The 15,744-nt window shown below is 47.4% G+C and carries 17 protein-coding genes and 1 tRNA gene; 9 read left to right on the top strand and 9 right to left on the bottom strand.

All coding sequences use genetic code 11. From position 1 onward, the window contains the following. Positions 1 to 71: 71 nt before the first annotated feature. Positions 72 to 2,126 (top strand): DNA helicase IV, encoded by a 2,055-nt coding sequence (gene helD / locus GHC22_RS14875; RefSeq protein ID WP_153753382.1) that lies wholly within the window; start codon positions 72 to 74, stop codon positions 2,124 to 2,126. Positions 2,127 to 2,158: 32 nt separating this feature from the next. On the opposite strand, the gene mgsA is transcribed toward helD, so the two are convergent. Next, on the bottom strand, positions 2,159 to 2,617 hold the full coding sequence (gene mgsA, locus GHC22_RS14870; RefSeq protein ID WP_003035897.1) for a methylglyoxal synthase: 459 nt from the start codon (positions 2,615 to 2,617) through the stop codon (positions 2,159 to 2,161). A 93-nt stretch (positions 2,618 to 2,710) separates the two neighbouring features. Next, complete coding sequence (locus tag GHC22_RS14865) at positions 2,711 to 3,373, bottom strand: DUF2057 family protein (protein ID WP_016149882.1); 663 nt, start codon at positions 3,371 to 3,373, stop codon at positions 2,711 to 2,713. 172 nt (positions 3,374 to 3,545) lie between these two features. Between GHC22_RS14865 and GHC22_RS14860 the strand changes: the two genes are divergently transcribed. Then, entirely contained in the window at positions 3,546 to 3,959 is a 414-nt protein-coding gene (locus GHC22_RS14860; protein WP_153753380.1) for a CoA-binding protein, read from the top strand. 67 nt (positions 3,960 to 4,026) lie between these two features. Here GHC22_RS14860 and hspQ read toward each other — a convergent pair whose 3' ends face one another. Next, the gene (gene hspQ / locus GHC22_RS14855; protein ID WP_003035905.1) at positions 4,027 to 4,344 is read right to left on the bottom strand and encodes a heat shock protein HspQ; all 318 of its coding nucleotides are present in this window, start codon (positions 4,342 to 4,344) and stop codon (positions 4,027 to 4,029) included. A gap of 57 nt (positions 4,345 to 4,401) precedes the next feature. Then, a complete protein-coding gene (gene rlmI / locus GHC22_RS14850; protein WP_008784294.1) occupies positions 4,402 to 5,592 on the bottom strand; it encodes a 23S rRNA (cytosine(1962)-C(5))-methyltransferase RlmI in 1,191 nt (396 codons plus the stop codon). 94 nt (positions 5,593 to 5,686) lie between these two features. On the opposite strand from rlmI, the gene yccX reads away from it, so the two are divergent. After that, the gene (gene yccX / locus GHC22_RS14845; RefSeq protein WP_020996508.1) at positions 5,687 to 5,968 is read left to right on the top strand and encodes an acylphosphatase; all 282 of its coding nucleotides are present in this window, start codon (positions 5,687 to 5,689) and stop codon (positions 5,966 to 5,968) included. Here yccX and tusE read toward each other — a convergent pair. Beyond that, entirely contained in the window at positions 5,965 to 6,294 is a 330-nt protein-coding gene (tusE, locus tag GHC22_RS14840) for a sulfurtransferase TusE (RefSeq protein WP_008784296.1), read from the bottom strand. The genes yccX and tusE overlap by 4 nt on opposite strands. Before the next feature lie 88 nt (positions 6,295 to 6,382). Continuing rightward, positions 6,383 to 7,042 carry an FtsH protease modulator YccA gene (gene yccA / locus GHC22_RS14835; RefSeq protein ID WP_008784297.1) on the bottom strand — a complete coding sequence of 220 codons (660 nt, stop codon included), beginning with the start codon at positions 7,040 to 7,042 and terminating at the stop codon, positions 6,383 to 6,385. 270 nt (positions 7,043 to 7,312) lie between these two features. On the opposite strand from yccA, the gene GHC22_RS14830 reads away from it, so the two are divergent. Next, complete coding sequence (locus tag GHC22_RS14830; protein WP_153753379.1) at positions 7,313 to 8,941, top strand: ABC transporter substrate-binding protein; 1,629 nt, start codon at positions 7,313 to 7,315, stop codon at positions 8,939 to 8,941. 142 nt (positions 8,942 to 9,083) lie between these two features. Beyond that, positions 9,084 to 9,171, top strand: a tRNA-Ser gene (locus GHC22_RS14825). Positions 9,172 to 9,432: 261 nt separating this feature from the next. Here GHC22_RS14825 and GHC22_RS14820 read toward each other — a convergent pair. The 3 genes from GHC22_RS14820 to GHC22_RS14810 are packed head-to-tail and all read right to left on the bottom strand — an operon-like array spanning position 9,433 to position 12,159. Next, complete coding sequence (locus GHC22_RS14820; RefSeq protein ID WP_153753378.1) at positions 9,433 to 10,875, bottom strand: glucosyltransferase domain-containing protein; 1,443 nt, start codon at positions 10,873 to 10,875, stop codon at positions 9,433 to 9,435. Position 10,876: 1 nt separating this feature from the next. Continuing rightward, a complete protein-coding gene (locus GHC22_RS14815; protein WP_048214496.1) occupies positions 10,877 to 11,800 on the bottom strand; it encodes a glycosyltransferase family 2 protein in 924 nt (307 codons plus the stop codon). Continuing rightward, complete coding sequence (locus GHC22_RS14810) at positions 11,797 to 12,159, bottom strand: GtrA family protein (protein WP_048214495.1); 363 nt, start codon at positions 12,157 to 12,159, stop codon at positions 11,797 to 11,799. Before GHC22_RS14810 ends, GHC22_RS14815 begins: the two co-directional genes overlap by 4 nt. A gap of 212 nt (positions 12,160 to 12,371) precedes the next feature. Here GHC22_RS14810 and GHC22_RS14805 point away from each other — a divergent pair, with 212 nt between their 5' ends. From GHC22_RS14805 to GHC22_RS14790, 4 genes are all read left to right on the top strand, one after another. Next, positions 12,372 to 12,731: a YcgJ family protein gene (locus tag GHC22_RS14805; RefSeq protein WP_153753377.1), complete on the top strand. Its 360-nt coding sequence runs from the start codon at positions 12,372 to 12,374 to the stop codon at positions 12,729 to 12,731. 163 nt (positions 12,732 to 12,894) lie between these two features. After that, entirely contained in the window at positions 12,895 to 13,602 is a 708-nt protein-coding gene (gene deoD, locus GHC22_RS14800; RefSeq protein ID WP_071444954.1) for a purine-nucleoside phosphorylase, read from the top strand. Between the two features lie 38 nt (positions 13,603 to 13,640). Then, positions 13,641 to 14,795, top strand: a complete 1,155-nt coding sequence (tsgA, locus tag GHC22_RS14795; RefSeq protein ID WP_032942923.1) for an MFS transporter TsgA — start codon at positions 13,641 to 13,643, stop codon at positions 14,793 to 14,795. A 96-nt stretch (positions 14,796 to 14,891) separates the two neighbouring features. Continuing rightward, complete coding sequence (locus tag GHC22_RS14790) at positions 14,892 to 15,728, top strand: outer membrane protein OmpK (RefSeq protein ID WP_032942924.1); 837 nt, start codon at positions 14,892 to 14,894, stop codon at positions 15,726 to 15,728. Positions 15,729 to 15,744 lie beyond the last annotated feature (16 nt).

Raw genomic sequence — 15,744 nt, 5'->3', positions numbered from 1 at the left:
GGGCTGGAGCACGTTTTCTCTGGCGGTTACACTGATAAGCAAACCTCTTCGTGTGGATCCGCTTGAGTCTTATGGAACTGAAAGCAACTTCTCTTGGAAAACGTCTGGCACAACACCCTTACGATCGGGCCGTTATTCTCAATGCCGGGATTAAAGTTTCCGGCGATCGTCACGAGTATCTTATTCCCTTCAATCAGTTACTGGCTATTCATTGCAAACGCGGCCTGGTATGGGGCGAGCTGGAGTTTGTACTCCCGGATGAGAAGGTGGTTCGTCTTCACGGTACAGAGTGGGCGGAAACCCAGCGCTTCCATCATCATTTGAATGCGCTCTGGCAACAGTGGAGCCAGGAAATGAGTGACGTTGCTGCGGGGGTTTTACAGCAGCAGTTGGATGCGATAGCGGCGCGTACTAGTGAAAGTAAATGGCTGACGCGCGAACAAACGTCAGGGCTGCAGCAGCAGATTCGCCGTGCCTTTGCCGCGTTACCGCTCCCGGTTAATCGGCTGGAGGAATTTGAAAATTGCCGGGAGGCGTTACGTCAATGCCAGGCATGGTTGAAAGACATTGAAGCCTGTCGCTTACAGCACAATCAGGCGTACACCGATGCAATGCTGGAAGAGTATGCCGAGTTTTTCCAGCATATTGAATCTTCGCCGTTGAACCCTGCTCAGGCGCGCGCGGTGGTGAATGGTGAGCAATCATTGTTGGTACTTGCAGGTGCTGGAAGCGGTAAAACATCTGTGTTGGTTGCCCGGGCTGGTTGGTTGCTTGCACGAGGAGAAGCTGCACCAGAACAGATCCTGTTGCTGGCGTTTGGACGCAAAGCAGCCCAGGAGATGGATGACCGCATCCGTGAGCGTCTGCATACGGATGAGGTCACCGCACGGACGTTCCATTCACTCGCGTTGCACATTATTTCGCAAGGTAGCAAAAAAGTTCCAACGGTGAGCAAGCTTGAAAATGATGCTATCGCGCGCAACAAACTCTTTATAACAACCTGGCGTCAGCAGTGCAGTGAGAAAAAGGCTCAGGCTAAAGGTTGGCGACAATGGTTAGAAGAAGAAATGCAGTGGTCTGTACCCGAAGGTAACTTCTGGGATGACGAAAAATTACAGCGCCGTCTGGCTTCCCGGTTGGATCGCTGGGTTAGTTTGATGCGTATGCATGGCGGAGCACAGGCGGAGATGATTGCTAATGCTCCGGAGGAGATCCGTGATCTGTTCAGTAAACGCATAAAGCTAATGGCGCCGCTGCTCAAGGCCTGGAAGAGTGCCCTGAAGGATGAGAATGCCGTCGATTTCTCCGGGTTGATCCATCAGGCTATTGTCATTCTGGAGAAGGGGCGGTTTATCAGTCCGTGGAAACATATTCTGGTCGATGAATTTCAGGATATTTCCCCTCAGCGCGCCGCTCTGCTAGCCGCCTTGCGTAAGCAAAACTCGCAGACTACGCTGTTTGCCGTGGGAGATGACTGGCAGGCCATTTACCGGTTCAGCGGAGCACAGCTTTCTCTGACAACCGCATTCCAGCATAATTTTGGTGAGGGCGATAGCTGTAATCTGGATACGACTTACCGTTTTAATAGCCGTATCGGCGAAGTCGCAAACCAGTTTATCCAGCAAAACCCACACCAGCTCACAAAACCGCTGAACAGTCTGGCGACCGGTGATAAAAAAGCCGTCACTTTGCTCGACGAAAGCCAGTTAGATCTGTTGCTGGATAAGCTGTCGGGTTTTGTAAAAGCCGAAGAGAGAATTCTGGTGCTGGCGCGATACCATCATCTCAAACCTGCCAGCCTGGACAAAGCGGCCACCCGCTGGCCCAAGCTGCAGCTGGATTTTATGACTATTCATGCCAGCAAAGGGCAGCAGGCGGATTACGTCATTGTTATGGGGCTTCATGAAGGGAATGACGGTTTCCCGGCTCCGGCTCGCGAGTCGATTATGGAAGAGGCGTTACTCCCGGCTGTTGAAGATTTTCCTGATGCAGAAGAGAGACGGTTGCTGTATGTGGCGCTAACGCGTGCGCGGCATCGGGTATGGCTACTGTTTAGCAAAGACGCGCCATCATGCTTTGTTGATGAGCTTAAGCAATTAGACGTTCCGGTGACCCGGAAACCCTGAAAAGCAGGCGGCAATTACCGCCTGCTTAGCGTTTATTTGAGGCGTTCTGCCAGATAACGGGCGTAATCCGGGATCAAGATATCCGTTGCGTCGTTGAAGTTTGGCGACTGGATAATAAAATCAGCCGTTGACACGTTGGTGGCGACTGGAATGTTCCAGACCGTGGCCAGGCGTAGCAGGGCTTTGACATCAGGATCGTGGGGAACGGCGTTGAGCGGATCCCAGAAGAAAATCAGCACATCAATTTTCCCTTCTGAAATCAGCGCACCCACCTGCTGGTCACCCCCCATCGGGCCGCTCAGCATGGCGTTGACGTCCATTCCTGTCGCGCGTTGAATTAAGTTTCCTGTTGTTCCTGTAGCATACAGAACGTGTTTTTCCAGTAATGGCTGGTGGCGTTCAACCCAGCTCATCAACATCTTTTTGCAGTGATCGTGTGCGACCAACGCAATATGTTTCTGCGCTGGCAATGTGCGAGTCGTTAATTCCATAGTACAGCTCCCAAGTTAACCTTGTTACAGAGTACTGGAAGCACTTGACGCTGCAAGAGAAAGACAAAAAAAATGCGTATACGAACATAAATGTCACGATGGGGGTTGTTTCTCCGCCCATTGTAAGAAGTTACTTCGCGTTTGTGCGTCAGCCTGTTGAAACCAATATTTTAAGCGCTGCTCGGTTAGTGTTTGCGACTGAGGCGGCACGCGATCCAGTTCAGACACTCCGGAAAGCAGCGAACTGTCATCGGCCATCATCGTGGCAAATTGAGGTAAAGACGCATGCTTAGCCGCTTTGTTATAGCGCTCTGTTTCCATTTCATAATCTACGATTTTTGCGGTGGACGTGATTGACAGAATATCCAGCTTAACCGGTATAGGCATGGAGTCCCCATCCAGCAGTTCTACGCGCGGGGCATCATCAAAATGCGTTGCATCCCGCTCGTTGCTCAGACGTGGGAGGTGGAAATTAACCTGACTGACGAGTTGGGTATCAAAGCTGATGACCAACGGAGGCGAAATATACAGACGTTCTTCGTGGCTGGACAGGCGAATGGTTTTTTCTACGCGAAACACGAGCTGGTGCCGACCATTTTCCAGCTCAATACTGTCGGCACCACGCAGTAATGAGCTGGAGACTTTTTTTCCGTCCAGTACCAGAAGGTCAATATCATTAGACAGACGTAAAGAGGTAGCAAAAACGGTTACCGGCAAACATAGGGCAATCAAGGCTGTCACAATGCCGGCTTTCATAGGTTTCTCCTGTCCAGAAAATATCTCTATAAGATGTATCTAAATTTTTCGATAATCATGTTTACTAACATATAGACATATTTTTGAGTTTAGCTCTCATGCGCCAGTATGGGATGAATGGTTGCGGGGGCAGGTTTGTCGTACACTTTGCTAAACAGCCTGGAGGAAAACGATGAAAGAGACCGATATTGCTGGCATTTTGACAACGACCCATACGATTGCGCTGGTGGGGGCAAGCGATAAACCCGATCGTCCAAGCTATCGGGTGATGAAATATTTACTCGATCAGGGCTATCACGTTATTCCTGTTTCACCGAAGGTTGCCGGAAAAACGCTGCTGGGGCAGCAGGGCTATGCGACGCTGGCAGATGTACCAGAGAAAGTGGATATGGTAGATGTCTTCCGTAATTCTGAAGCGGCGTGGGGTGTTGCTCAGGAGGCAATTGCCATCGGAGCGAAGACGCTATGGATGCAGCTCGGCGTGATTAACGAGCAGGCAGCCGTGCTGGCTCGCGATGCAGGGATGATGGTGGTGATGGATCGCTGCCCGGCGATTGAGATCCCGCGGTTGGGACTGGCGAAGTAAGGCTGATCTGTAGCCGAACAAAACGCACAGGCCCGATTAGCGAATCGCCATCGGGCCTGTGTTAGCATCAATTGCGCAGGCGCGGGGCCTGAAGCTGTTTTCGAATTGTTCGCGCCAGTTCATCCATCGACGGTTGTTCCGGATGTTCTTCCTGTAGCTCACTACTCAGCTGTGCTTCGGCCAGATACGTATGCACTGGCAGACCATTATCGTCTTCCATCACCACGTGATACCAGGGAGCGGCGCGAAGTTCGTCGTTAACCGCCAACTCATCGGCTGACGGTTGATCAAGCGAATATTCCGGGTCGATATCCACGACCACTCCGAGGTAACCTAACAGGGAATGGCGGACCTGCTGGCCGATACCGAATTTGCTGGCAATCATAGTCACCTCCCGGGAAATAGATACCCTTTATGTAAGGGTAATATTCCACTTTTCAAGTTACATGATGCGACAGGCAAACCCTTTCAGATACAGCCCTTCCGGGTAGGTAGCGATCACCGGGTGATCGGCGGCCTGACGGAACTGCTCTATAAATTGTACATCACGACCAGCATCTATTGCGGCATCAGCGATGATTTTCTGAAATAAATCGGTGGTCATTAGCCCAGAGCAGGAGAAAGTCAGCAGCACACCGCCCGGATTGAGCAACTGAATAGCCAGCATATTGATGTCCTTATAGCCGCGGCAGGCACCCATCAACTGGCTTTTGTTTTCGACAAATTTCGGCGGATCCATCACGATGACGTCGAATTTCTCACCACGATCGCGATAAGCACGCAGAAGTTTGAACACATCATCACGCACGAACTCAGCTTTGCTCAGATCCAGCTTGTTCAGTTCCACGTTCTGGCGGGCAATATCGAGCGCTTCCTGAGAGGTGTCAACGCTGACGACCTGACGGCATCCGCCCATTAATGCTGAGACCGCAAAGCCGCCGGTATAAGAGAAACAGTTCAGTACACGCTGATTTTCCACATAACGACGCGTGGCCAGGCGACTGTCGCGTTGATCGAGGTAATAGCCGGTTTTGTGACCATGCTGAATATCAACCAGCAGCTTCATTCCGTGCTCTTCAATTGGCAGCAGGGCTGGCGGAAGCTCACCCGTTACTGGCCCTTGAGTCAGCTCCATACCTTCTTTTTTACGTACGGCCACATCGCTACGGTCATAAATGGCGCAGTCCGGGAAAACAATTTGCAGAGCGCTAATCAGCGCGGCGCGTTGGTATTCAGCCCCCGCACTGAGCAACTGCAACACCAGGAAGTTGCCGAAGCGGTCAATGGTGATGCCCGGCAGGCCATCGGATTCTCCGGCGATCAGACGGTAACTGTCCAGACCGTCTTTTTTCGCCAGCCAGTCACGCCATGTTTGCGCTTGTTGTAGACGACGGGTGAAGAAATCAATATCGATGGACTCAGACTTGTCGAATGTCCAGACGCGTGCACGGATCTGCGACGCGGGTGAGTACGCGCCGCGTGCTAACCATTTACCCTGATGGTCAACAATATCGATGGTTTCACCGAGGTTGGCTTTACCTTCCATACGTGCGACAGCACCGGAAAATACCCACGGATGGCGGCGCAGTAATGATTTTTCGCGCCCTTTGGCTAACACTAAACGTACACTCATAATTTACTATTCTGTCAATTCAAAGAAATGGGCGCCATTGTCCTGAGTTTTACGCATATTTGCAACGCGCGCTGTGATGATAAGGAGAACCGCAATGTCGAAAGTCTGCATAATCGCCTGGGTCTATGGCCGGGTTCAGGGGGTAGGATTTCGCTACACCACCCAGCATGAAGCACAACGGCTGGGGTTGACCGGCTACGCGAAGAATATGGATGACGGCAGCGTAGAGGTTGTCGCCTGTGGTGAAAGCGACCGGGTAGAACAACTGATGAAGTGGTTGAAAGCCGGGGGGCCGAGCAGCGCCAGGGTTGACCGGGTTCTTAGTGAACCACATCGTCCTGGCGACGAGCTAAAGGGATTTAGTATCCGCTATTAAATACATTTCACCGGTTTCGGCAGGCCGGCAATTTTAGTCGCCTGCTTGGCCGGACCTTTCGGGAACAGGCGGTAGAGATAACGGCTGTTGCCTTTCTCTTCGCCAAACTTGTTGGCCATTGCTTTTACCAGCATGCGGATAGCGGGGGAGGTATTAAACTCCAGATAAAACTCGCGGACAAAACGCACCACTTCCCAGTGTTCCGCGGAGAGCGTAATGCCTTCGTTTTCGGCGATTCTCTCCGCCAGCGCCTCGCTCCACAGCGTGGTATCTTTCAGATAGCCTTCGCTATCGGTACTGATTTCTTTACCTTCAAAGATCAACATAATTCGTCACTGCGTTAGTCAAACTGGCGGCAGTTTACCAAAAAAGAAAGCCCCGCATAAGCGGGGCTGGATAATGCGTGTGGACATCTTAATCGCGGCTGGCGAAGCCCAGAATACTCAGCAGGCTGACGAAGATGTTGTACAGCGAAACATACAGGCTAACGGTGGCACGAATATAGTTGGTTTCACCGCCGCGGATGATATTGCTGGTTTCAAACAGGATTGCGCCTGAAGAAATCAGAATGAACACCGCGCTGATTGCCAGATGTAATGCTGGCAGTTGCAGGAAGATATTGGCAACCATACCAATCAACACCACTACAACACCCGCCATCAGCATACCGCCGAGGAAGGACATATCTTTACGCGTGGTCAGCACATAGGCCGAGCAGCTGAAGAAGACCAGTGCCGTACCGCCCAGCGCCATGGCGATAACATCACCCATGCCTGCGGACAGGTATGTATTCAGCATCGGTCCCAAGATGTAGCCCAGGAAGCCAGTGAAGGCGAACGCTGACAAAATACCAACCGGTTTATCTGCCGTTTTATAGGTCAGGAACATCAGACCATACATACCCACCAGCGTCAGGATAAGTCCCGGAGAAGGTAACATCAGTACGGTACTGGCGGTCGCAGTGATCGCTGAAAACGCCAGCGTCAGGCTGAGCAGGAAATAGGTATTGCGCAGCACCTTATGCGTGCTGAGTAGCGATGTACGCTCGCGCGAAGAACTAATAATACGATCCATGAGTCACTCTCTTATGACAGATGTAATTAATGATGGAGGATAATGAAATCAAGGGGAATGACACAGCGGTTTTACCCATCTTTACGCATTTTAGCCCGCCAAACTTAAGCATATTATTTCAACAAAAGTTCCCGAATTAGATGTTAGCACTGTATGTGCAAAAATGTCAGATCGCTATCTACCAGGTAACTGAAAAATATTGCGTTATTCCTGAATCTCTCTGACAGTGACAGCGGTGTCTACATAAAACAGAGCAATAAGGTAAAGGGAATGATTCAACATAAATCGAAGATATTGACGTTTACGCTGTTGGCTGTCTGTTTGATGTCTATAAACGGCGCGGCGAGGGCGGCAAATGTTCCCGCAGGAACACTACTGGCAGAAAAACAGGAACTGGTCAGAAACAACGGCAGTGAGCCGGCATCTCTGGATCCGCATAAAGTTGAAAGCAACGTTGAGTTTAATTTAATCAGCGATATGTTCGACGGTCTGGTTGCTGTCAAGCAGGATGGGTCTATCGAACCCCGTCTAGCCTCGTCCTGGGAGAATAAAGGCAACACTGTCTGGACCTTCCATTTACGCCCGGGCATAACCTGGTCAGATGGATCTGCTATTACCGCACAGGATGTCGTCTGGAGCTGGCAGCGTCTGGTTTCGCCGCAAACGGCTTCACCTTATGCTTCGTATCTGGGCAACATGCACGTTGCGAACGCGGTTGATATTGCCCAAGGGAAAAAAGATCCCGCCACGCTGGGAGTCAAAGCCCGGGATGATACCACGCTGGAAATTACCCTGACGCAACCGACGGCGGCGTTTCTGGCGATGCTGGCGCATCCATCTCTGGTCCCGCTGGATAAAGTGTTGATAGGTCGTTTTGGCGATAAGTGGACCAGGCCAGAGCATTTTGTCAGCAGCGGGCCGTACAAATTATCGCAGTGGGTGGTTAATGAGCGCATCGTTGCCGAGCGTAACCCACATTATTGGGACGATCGGCATACGGTTATTAATAAAGTTACTTATTTGCCTATTAGCTCAGAGTCGGCTGACGTAAATCGCTATAAGGCCGGTGAAATCGACATTGTGTATAGCGTACCGGTTAACCAGTTCGCGCAACTGAAAAAAACAATGGGGGATGAACTGCATGTCTCGCCTCAGCTTTCAACGTATTACTATCAGTTCAATACAACCCGCGCGCCGTTTAATGATCCGCGCGTGCGCCGGGCGCTGAATATGGCGTTGGATAAAGACATCATTGCGCAAAAGGTGATGGGGCAGGGGCAGCGAGCAGCGTGGGTTATCAGCCAGCCGGAAATAGGTGGGGTGAAACTGCATGCGCCGGAGTATGCGTCATGGCCGCTCGAAAAACGTATTGCTGAAGCCAAAAAACTGCTGGCTGAAGCCGGTTTTGGTCCTGAGCATCCGCTTAGCTTGAATCTGCTCTACAACACCTTCGAAACGCACCAGCGTATTGCGATTGCCGCATCGTCGATGTGGAAGAAAAACCTTGGCGTCGAGGCGAAGCTGCAAAACCAGGAATGGAAAACCATGCTGGACACTATGCACACCGGTAATTTTGACGTCGTGCGCTATGCGTGGATAGCCGACTATGATGATGCCTCAAGTTTCCTCAATATCTTCCGGACCGGTGATAGCGAGAACACCACCAAGTACAGTAACCCCGCCTTTGATGAAGCGATGCGTAATGCGGCAAAAGCAAGTTCACTGGAAGAACGCGGTAAATACTATCAGCAGGCTGAAGACCTTTTAGGTGAGGATGTGCCCGCGATTCCGGTTTACCACTATGTCCGCACGCATCTGGTGAAGCCGTGGGTGGGGGGATTTGCGCCGGATAACCGGGGAAATTACTACACCAAAGATATGTACATCAAAAAACATTAAGCGCTATAGCCGGTATTCGTGCTGAATAAATGGTCAATTTGTTGTTATTTCAGTCGATTAACAACATTTTGGCTGTTTTTCAGGCAAACGAACACATTGGTGCTTTACAGGTCCGTTCGGGATGTTTATAGTGCGCCTCATTGGAAGCGTGGCCGAGCGGTTGAAGGCACCGGTCTTGAAAACCGGCGACCCGAAAGGGTTCTAGAGTTCGAATCTCTACGCTTCCGCCAAACATGAAAAGGGGTTACCGAAAGGTAACCCCTTTTTGCTTTTGAGAAAGATTTAAAACATGGTGTCGTGAATGTCAGTGTTACTGTTGCGCATTACATGCTCTATATTTGGCAAGTAAACTGAATAACGTAAGCAGGCATCATATTCTCCAGCCCAGCCTGAGTGAGCTATGGTAATCCCTGATATCACTTGAAATGACTGGTGTAGACACTTCTTCAAAATCAAAGCCCTCCACATTTAGGTGTGAGGGCTTGTAATCGTTAATTGTTAAATTTACCTAAGTAGACTATAGCGGAGTTATCTGAGATGAATAATGAATAATATTCATTAGATGATACAGGTTCAATTCCTTTGTTAATCATATCAGCAAATTGATTTTTGCTTTCATTCACATCAGTATAACCATGTCGTGTTTGTGTTAATCCTTTATTGATCAATTGAAAGGACGCTAAGAATTCAGTGGCTGGGAAAACGAAGTAACCTATGAGGGGTTTGCTCTCTACTATTAGCTTTGCTCTTTCATTTATATTTAATTGACCTACAGTACCAATAGATACGATGTTTTTATGATTGGCAATATCTTGCGCAATCATGTTAAAAACAAAATCTTCGTATTCTTGTTGTGATTTCATTGTGTTGCTTAGTTGAGCACTAAAAGCAAGTGAAGCAATAACCGGTATCAATGCTGCATATTTAAAGCGTGGAGCAAAATGCATAATGGGTATAGCTATTATAACCAATATGACTGAAAATGATACTAAGGTGCGGGGGAGTACCGGTGCATCCTGAAGTAATATAGTTGGCCCCATAAGAGATATAATGAATATTAAAAAAGACAATCCACTATACAAAATAAAGGATACTATACTCCCTATATTTGTGCGATAAGAAATGAGCATAAACACCAGGCTAATTAGTATCGGAATAGCAAAGTAAATGTAAACAGGGTGGTAAAAATATGAAAGGGTTATTGCTTTTAAAGAGGTTAATGTTCCGATTAGGTGCTCAAATCCTCCCTTATCCAAAGATATTAACTCTGAGCGCGAGTTGTGTTTTGGAGAAAAGAAAATCATGTAGATAAGATAAAATGAGATAAATAAAATTGTTTTTTTAAATAAAAATATTACCGATTCTTTGATATGTGCCTGTTTTTTTATTGCGATAATTATTACGTCAACAGCCAGCAAACCGATGAAAATATTTGCACACGGTTGATACAATGTTAAGGATAATACACCCGCTATCAACTTTATTGCTATCTCTAGTGTCAAGTTTTTATTTTGGTATGTATATGCCACTACAGCCACGAAAAAGGAAATAGACATTCCCAGGCTATCGTATCTATAAGCGATATTTTGCAGGATAAATGGGTTGAATATTAAAAGTGCGGCAACCATTTTAGCGTTAGGTACATCTGATTTAATCAAATGTTTACTAAGTGCAAGTGAAGATGCTCCTAAGAGAATGCAGGACGCGATCATGGTATAAGGAAATAAATCTAGATTGTAGTGGCCACTTGCAGAAAAAATTCTTGCTATAACATCCGCAAAAGGTCGACCTAAACCTCGCCAGCCGTAGTTTCCAGTGATCGATCTGTCTAAATCATCTCTATAATATATTCCAGCTTGAATTAGAGGGTAAATAAATAGGAGGGCCAGTCCTGAATAAATAAAAAATAATTTTTTATCGAATTTAGAAAACATGTTAAATCCCATCTTGTTTTTTAACTATGTAGCGCGGTCTTTGTTTGGTTTCAATATATATTCTACCTATGTACTCCCCGAGTACACCGATTCCAATTAACTGAATACCGCCCAGGAAAAGAATTGAAACAATAATAGATGGATATCCCGCTACCGGATTGCCCCAAAATATTTTGTCTATAATCATCCATGCGCCGAATAAGAAGGATAAAGTGGCGACAAAAAAACCAATGTAAGTCCAAATTCGGAGTGGGAACGTTGAAAAGCTGGTAATACCTTCGAGTGCGAGATTCCACAATTTCCAGCCATTAAACTTTGATTTACCGGCTATGCGGCCTGCTCGAGTGTACTCCACTACGTCAGTACGACCTCCAACCCAGCTAAGAACACCCTTCATAAAGAGATTACGTTCCGGCATGAGTTTGATATTTTCTACGACATCGCGGGACATGAGTCTGAAGTCACCAACGTTCTCTTCGATCTTCGGGTCGCTTATTTTATTGTGCAATTTATAGAACCATTCAGCGGTTTTTCGCTTAAGTTTGCCATCTGTAGAACGGTCCGCACGCTTTGCCAGTACAATATCTGCACCCGATAACCATTTATTTATCATCAATGGAATTGTTTCAATTGGATCCTGTAGGTCGACATCGATTGGGATAACGGCTTCGCCAGTGGAACATTCCAGTCCTGCAAATATGGCGGCTTCTTTTCCAAAATTACGTGTGAATGAAACGGGAACAACGAGCGAATCAGATAAGGCAAGGGCATTAATAATTGATTCTGTAGCATCTTTGCTACCGTCGTTGATAAACACAATTTCAACATCGTACTTTTTTAGTTCTTCGTATCCTCGCACCGTCTTGTAGAAAATAGGTATTGTATCTTCTTCATTGAAGACTGGCACTATCAGAGAAATTTTCATTTCGGATCCCTAAAAACAACAAATTTAGAGTATACAAACCCACATACTAAGCTGATTGAGGAGAACTCAATCAGCGTTATGAGTGGGGAAATGTTAAAGCGATCGGAAATCTGACCGGAGATGAAACTCAACAACCCCATAAAACCAACAAACAGTATGTATCCTCTGCTGGTGGCTTTTGCATTGAAGGTGAATTTTGCGTTAGCAAAAAATGAAAATGTTACTGCGCATAAGAATGCCACTACATTGCTCACAGCTTGGTCATTTTTCATGATGTACACCATGATGCCGAACACGGCCCAATGCAATGCCGTGTTTACGATTCCGACAGAAATGTAGCGAGAAAGTAGTTTTATCATGATTAAAAATGCTGAACAGGAAGAAAGGGAGTTTAACATTGATGTAAAACCAGATCGACATGTTGACGCCAGTCAGCGCAGTAAGCAGAGTCATTTGGGGATGATTAAGGGGCTGTAAATGCTACAGCCATGTTATCTGTAAGAATAGGTTGCCGAAAGCCCCCGCTTTTTGCTTTATACTTTTGGCGCAAGTCAGCTGATATAAGGAGATTATGATGATAAAAGTTGGCACCTTGCTGGCGCTAAGCATTCTGTCATTGTCGGCGTACGCAGCAACGACTGGGCTAAACAGTCCAGCGCCGGGCGTATTGTGCGATAAAACCATCTGTGCCGATGAACACGGTTTGTCGGTGGCGTTGACCACGAAATATCTTGGCAAGCAGCAGGGCGAAAAACTGGCAGCTGCCGGACAGTTCGATACCTCGGCTTTTACATTCCGCGGTGGCCTGTTTTGTGACACCAACGAACGTTTGTGTCGGGATGACCGCTATTTCGGCACCGACGGTAAGCGCAGCGGTAAAATAAACACCCATTACACTATGTTACTGTTCGGAAGGGTCGACAAGCCCTGACAATCTCTGACGTGTTCCCAGCCTGTATTGCGGGGGGCACTACAACACTAACTCTCAAAAATGAGAGGCCGATCCTCTGAGCAGGACTTTTGTCCTCAATCACCTCACAAACGTCTGGTTACAATCCCTGCATATCTTCAATACCCATAATTCAGGAATTGTTATGACTGCACATATTAATGCCAAGCCAGGTGATTTCGCTCCAACCGTTATTATGCCGGGCGATCCGCTCCGCGCTAAATTTATTGCCGAAAATTATCTAATGGATTACCGCGAAGTCACCAATGTACGTAATATGCTGGGTTATACCGGTTTATATTTTGGGCAACCTGTTTCGGTGATGGGACATGGAATGGGCATTCCTTCAATGACGCTTTATGCCCATGAACTGGTACATGATTTTGGTGTGCAAAGAATTATTCGCGTCGGCAGTTTAGGGGCAACACAACATCATGTCAAAATGCGCGATATTATCCTGGCCGTCGCCGCCGGAACGGATTCAGTCACAAATTTAAAACGTAGCGCAGGCTATGCGATGGCAACATCCGCCTATTTCCCATTATTGCAGCAGGCGTGGACGCTGGCACAGAAGGCCGGTATCGATATTAAAGTCGGCAATGTTTTTAGCGGCGATCTTTATTACGATCCTGACGATAATTTAATACCGGCACTGGAAAAATTCGGTGTGCTCGGTGTGGATATGGAAGTAGCAGGATTATACGCTTTAGCGCATCAGTTTAATATTGAAGCGCTGGCTATTTTAACTGTCTCCGATCATTGCCTGACAGGTGAAGAAACAACTGCAGAAGAACGACAATTGACCTTTAATAACATGATTGAGCTGGCGCTAAATACTGCTGTTACCGCTTAGTTCCGGCTTTTAATTGAACCAATCAGAGATGGCATTATATGAAGAATAAAATAGCACTTACGCTGATTAGTTTTCTGGCAAATTTTATTATGGCAGGGTTTGCCAGTCAGTTCGGTATGCTAATCGAACCGATTGCAGTACGCTACGGTGCCGATGTGAATACCGTTGCTTCGATATTTTCGTTGCTCAATGGTGGAGCATTAGCCGGCACTATCGCCGCCTTTTTCCTGATTGAGAAAATCGGTGTGAAGCGTATGACGCTCATTATCTATTCGATAGTGTTCCTTTGCGCTCTGGTAATGCATTTAAGCCCTGGCTTATGGCCAGTGATGGTCGCCATGACCCTGGTGGGTTTTTGCGGAGGGATCGGTCTGTGCGTGGCGGGAACGATTGTGGTATCGGTCTGGCAGGATCGTATTCAAAGTACGATGCTGGTGGTGCAGGACGCCACTTTCAACGTTGCGGGCGTGGTTTTTCCGCTGATCACGACCTTCGCCCTGACGCACAATATGTCGTGGAGTTACAGCTATCTAAGCGTGGGTATGGTGGCCTTACTCACGCTGGGCGTTGTGGCGCTCACCCGCTTTACTGCCTGCGAGACGGCGCCCACGGCAGATCGGACAGATAAGGTAAAATCGGAGTGGAATCCAGGGATCATCAGCGGAGGCATTGGCCTGTTCTTAGGAATGCTGGCGCTGTACACCTTCCTGACCTGGGCACCATTATTTGTGAAGAACAAATTTGGCATTCCCTTTGAAGAAGCAGGAAATATTATTACGCAATACTGGGGCGCTGCGCTGGTCGGGGCATTAGTATCAACCGTCATTGTTTCTCGGGTGAAGATACATTATTTCCTGCTAAGTATTATTCTGCTGGCTAGCATTATTACCACAATTATCGTCACGAAGGATAATATCTCCGGGCTTGATTATCTGGCATACAGTTACGGGTTTGTCTGTGCTGCGCTGTATAACTCATTTATTGCCTACGGTGTTTCTTTCGTGAAGCGTGCGAGCAGTCAGAACGTTTCTTATATTTTAATTAGCGGCAGTGCCGGGGCCATGTTTAGTCCGGCGATCAGCGCGCTCATGGAAAAAACAATGGGATTGCAGAAAATTATGTACGCGATACCGGTGTTGTATTTAATTATCTTTGTCATGTTGATGGTGACATTAAAACTCAAGCGTAATTAAAAGCACTAATAACACTTACCTCTTTAATTAAATAGCCAGTCGCCACACCATTTATATGGTGGGGCGATACTCAACCTTACTCAAAGGAATTGAAAAATGCTGAAGAACAATAAGTTAATGATTAAAAAAACAATCCTGGGTGCAGTAGTGACAATGAGCTGTATGCAAGCATTCGCGGCTGACTATACTGATGGCAACATCCGTAAAAATGATTTTAACTGGATGCAGATGAACTTAATGCAAAGTGTGGACGCGAAAGTGCCATATGGTATTCGCAATGACACCTATCTGGAACTGGAGTTTGGTGCACGCTCTGGCATTATCGATCTGTACGGTTATGTGGATTTCTTTGATATTTTGGATCGCGAGCAGGACGATCGTCATGGGGGGGATAACTTCTTTGCCAAGATATCTCCGCGTTTTTCCCTGGACGCCATTTTTAATAAAGATTTATCCGTTGGGCCGTTTAACGAATTCTATATTGCAACGGTAAATAACATTGGCGACCGGGAATTATTTGAACATTACGTTGGCCTGGGTACAGATGTGAAGGTCCCGTGGTTTGGTCTGGTGGGAATGAACATCTATGCGCATTATGTTCGTGAAAACTACGGTGCGGATAACGAAGGAAAGTGGGATGGCTATATGTTCTCGACTAACTGGTCGACGCCATTCTATACCTTTGCCAACGGCAGTTATCTGAACTATCAGGGGTACTTTGACTACCAGTTCGCCGCGAATAAGATTGCTAATCAACCGTTATACAGCAATAACGCGATTGAATGGTATAACGGTATCTACTGGCATTCAGAGCATTATGCAGTCGGTTATGGCCTGAAGTATTTCCGTAACATGGCATTGATGGAAAACCACGGCGGAGCAGGGCGTACCACCGGGCTCGGTCACTATTTCAGCCTCACCTATAAGTTCTGATTGCGCCGAAATGACA

It is taken from the genome of Citrobacter sp. H12-3-2 (assembly GCF_009649895.1).
GTDB lineage: Bacteria > Pseudomonadota > Gammaproteobacteria > Enterobacterales > Enterobacteriaceae > Citrobacter > Citrobacter portucalensis.
Note: the sequence above shows the minus strand (reverse complement) of the source record. Positions and strands in the feature narration are given on the sequence as shown.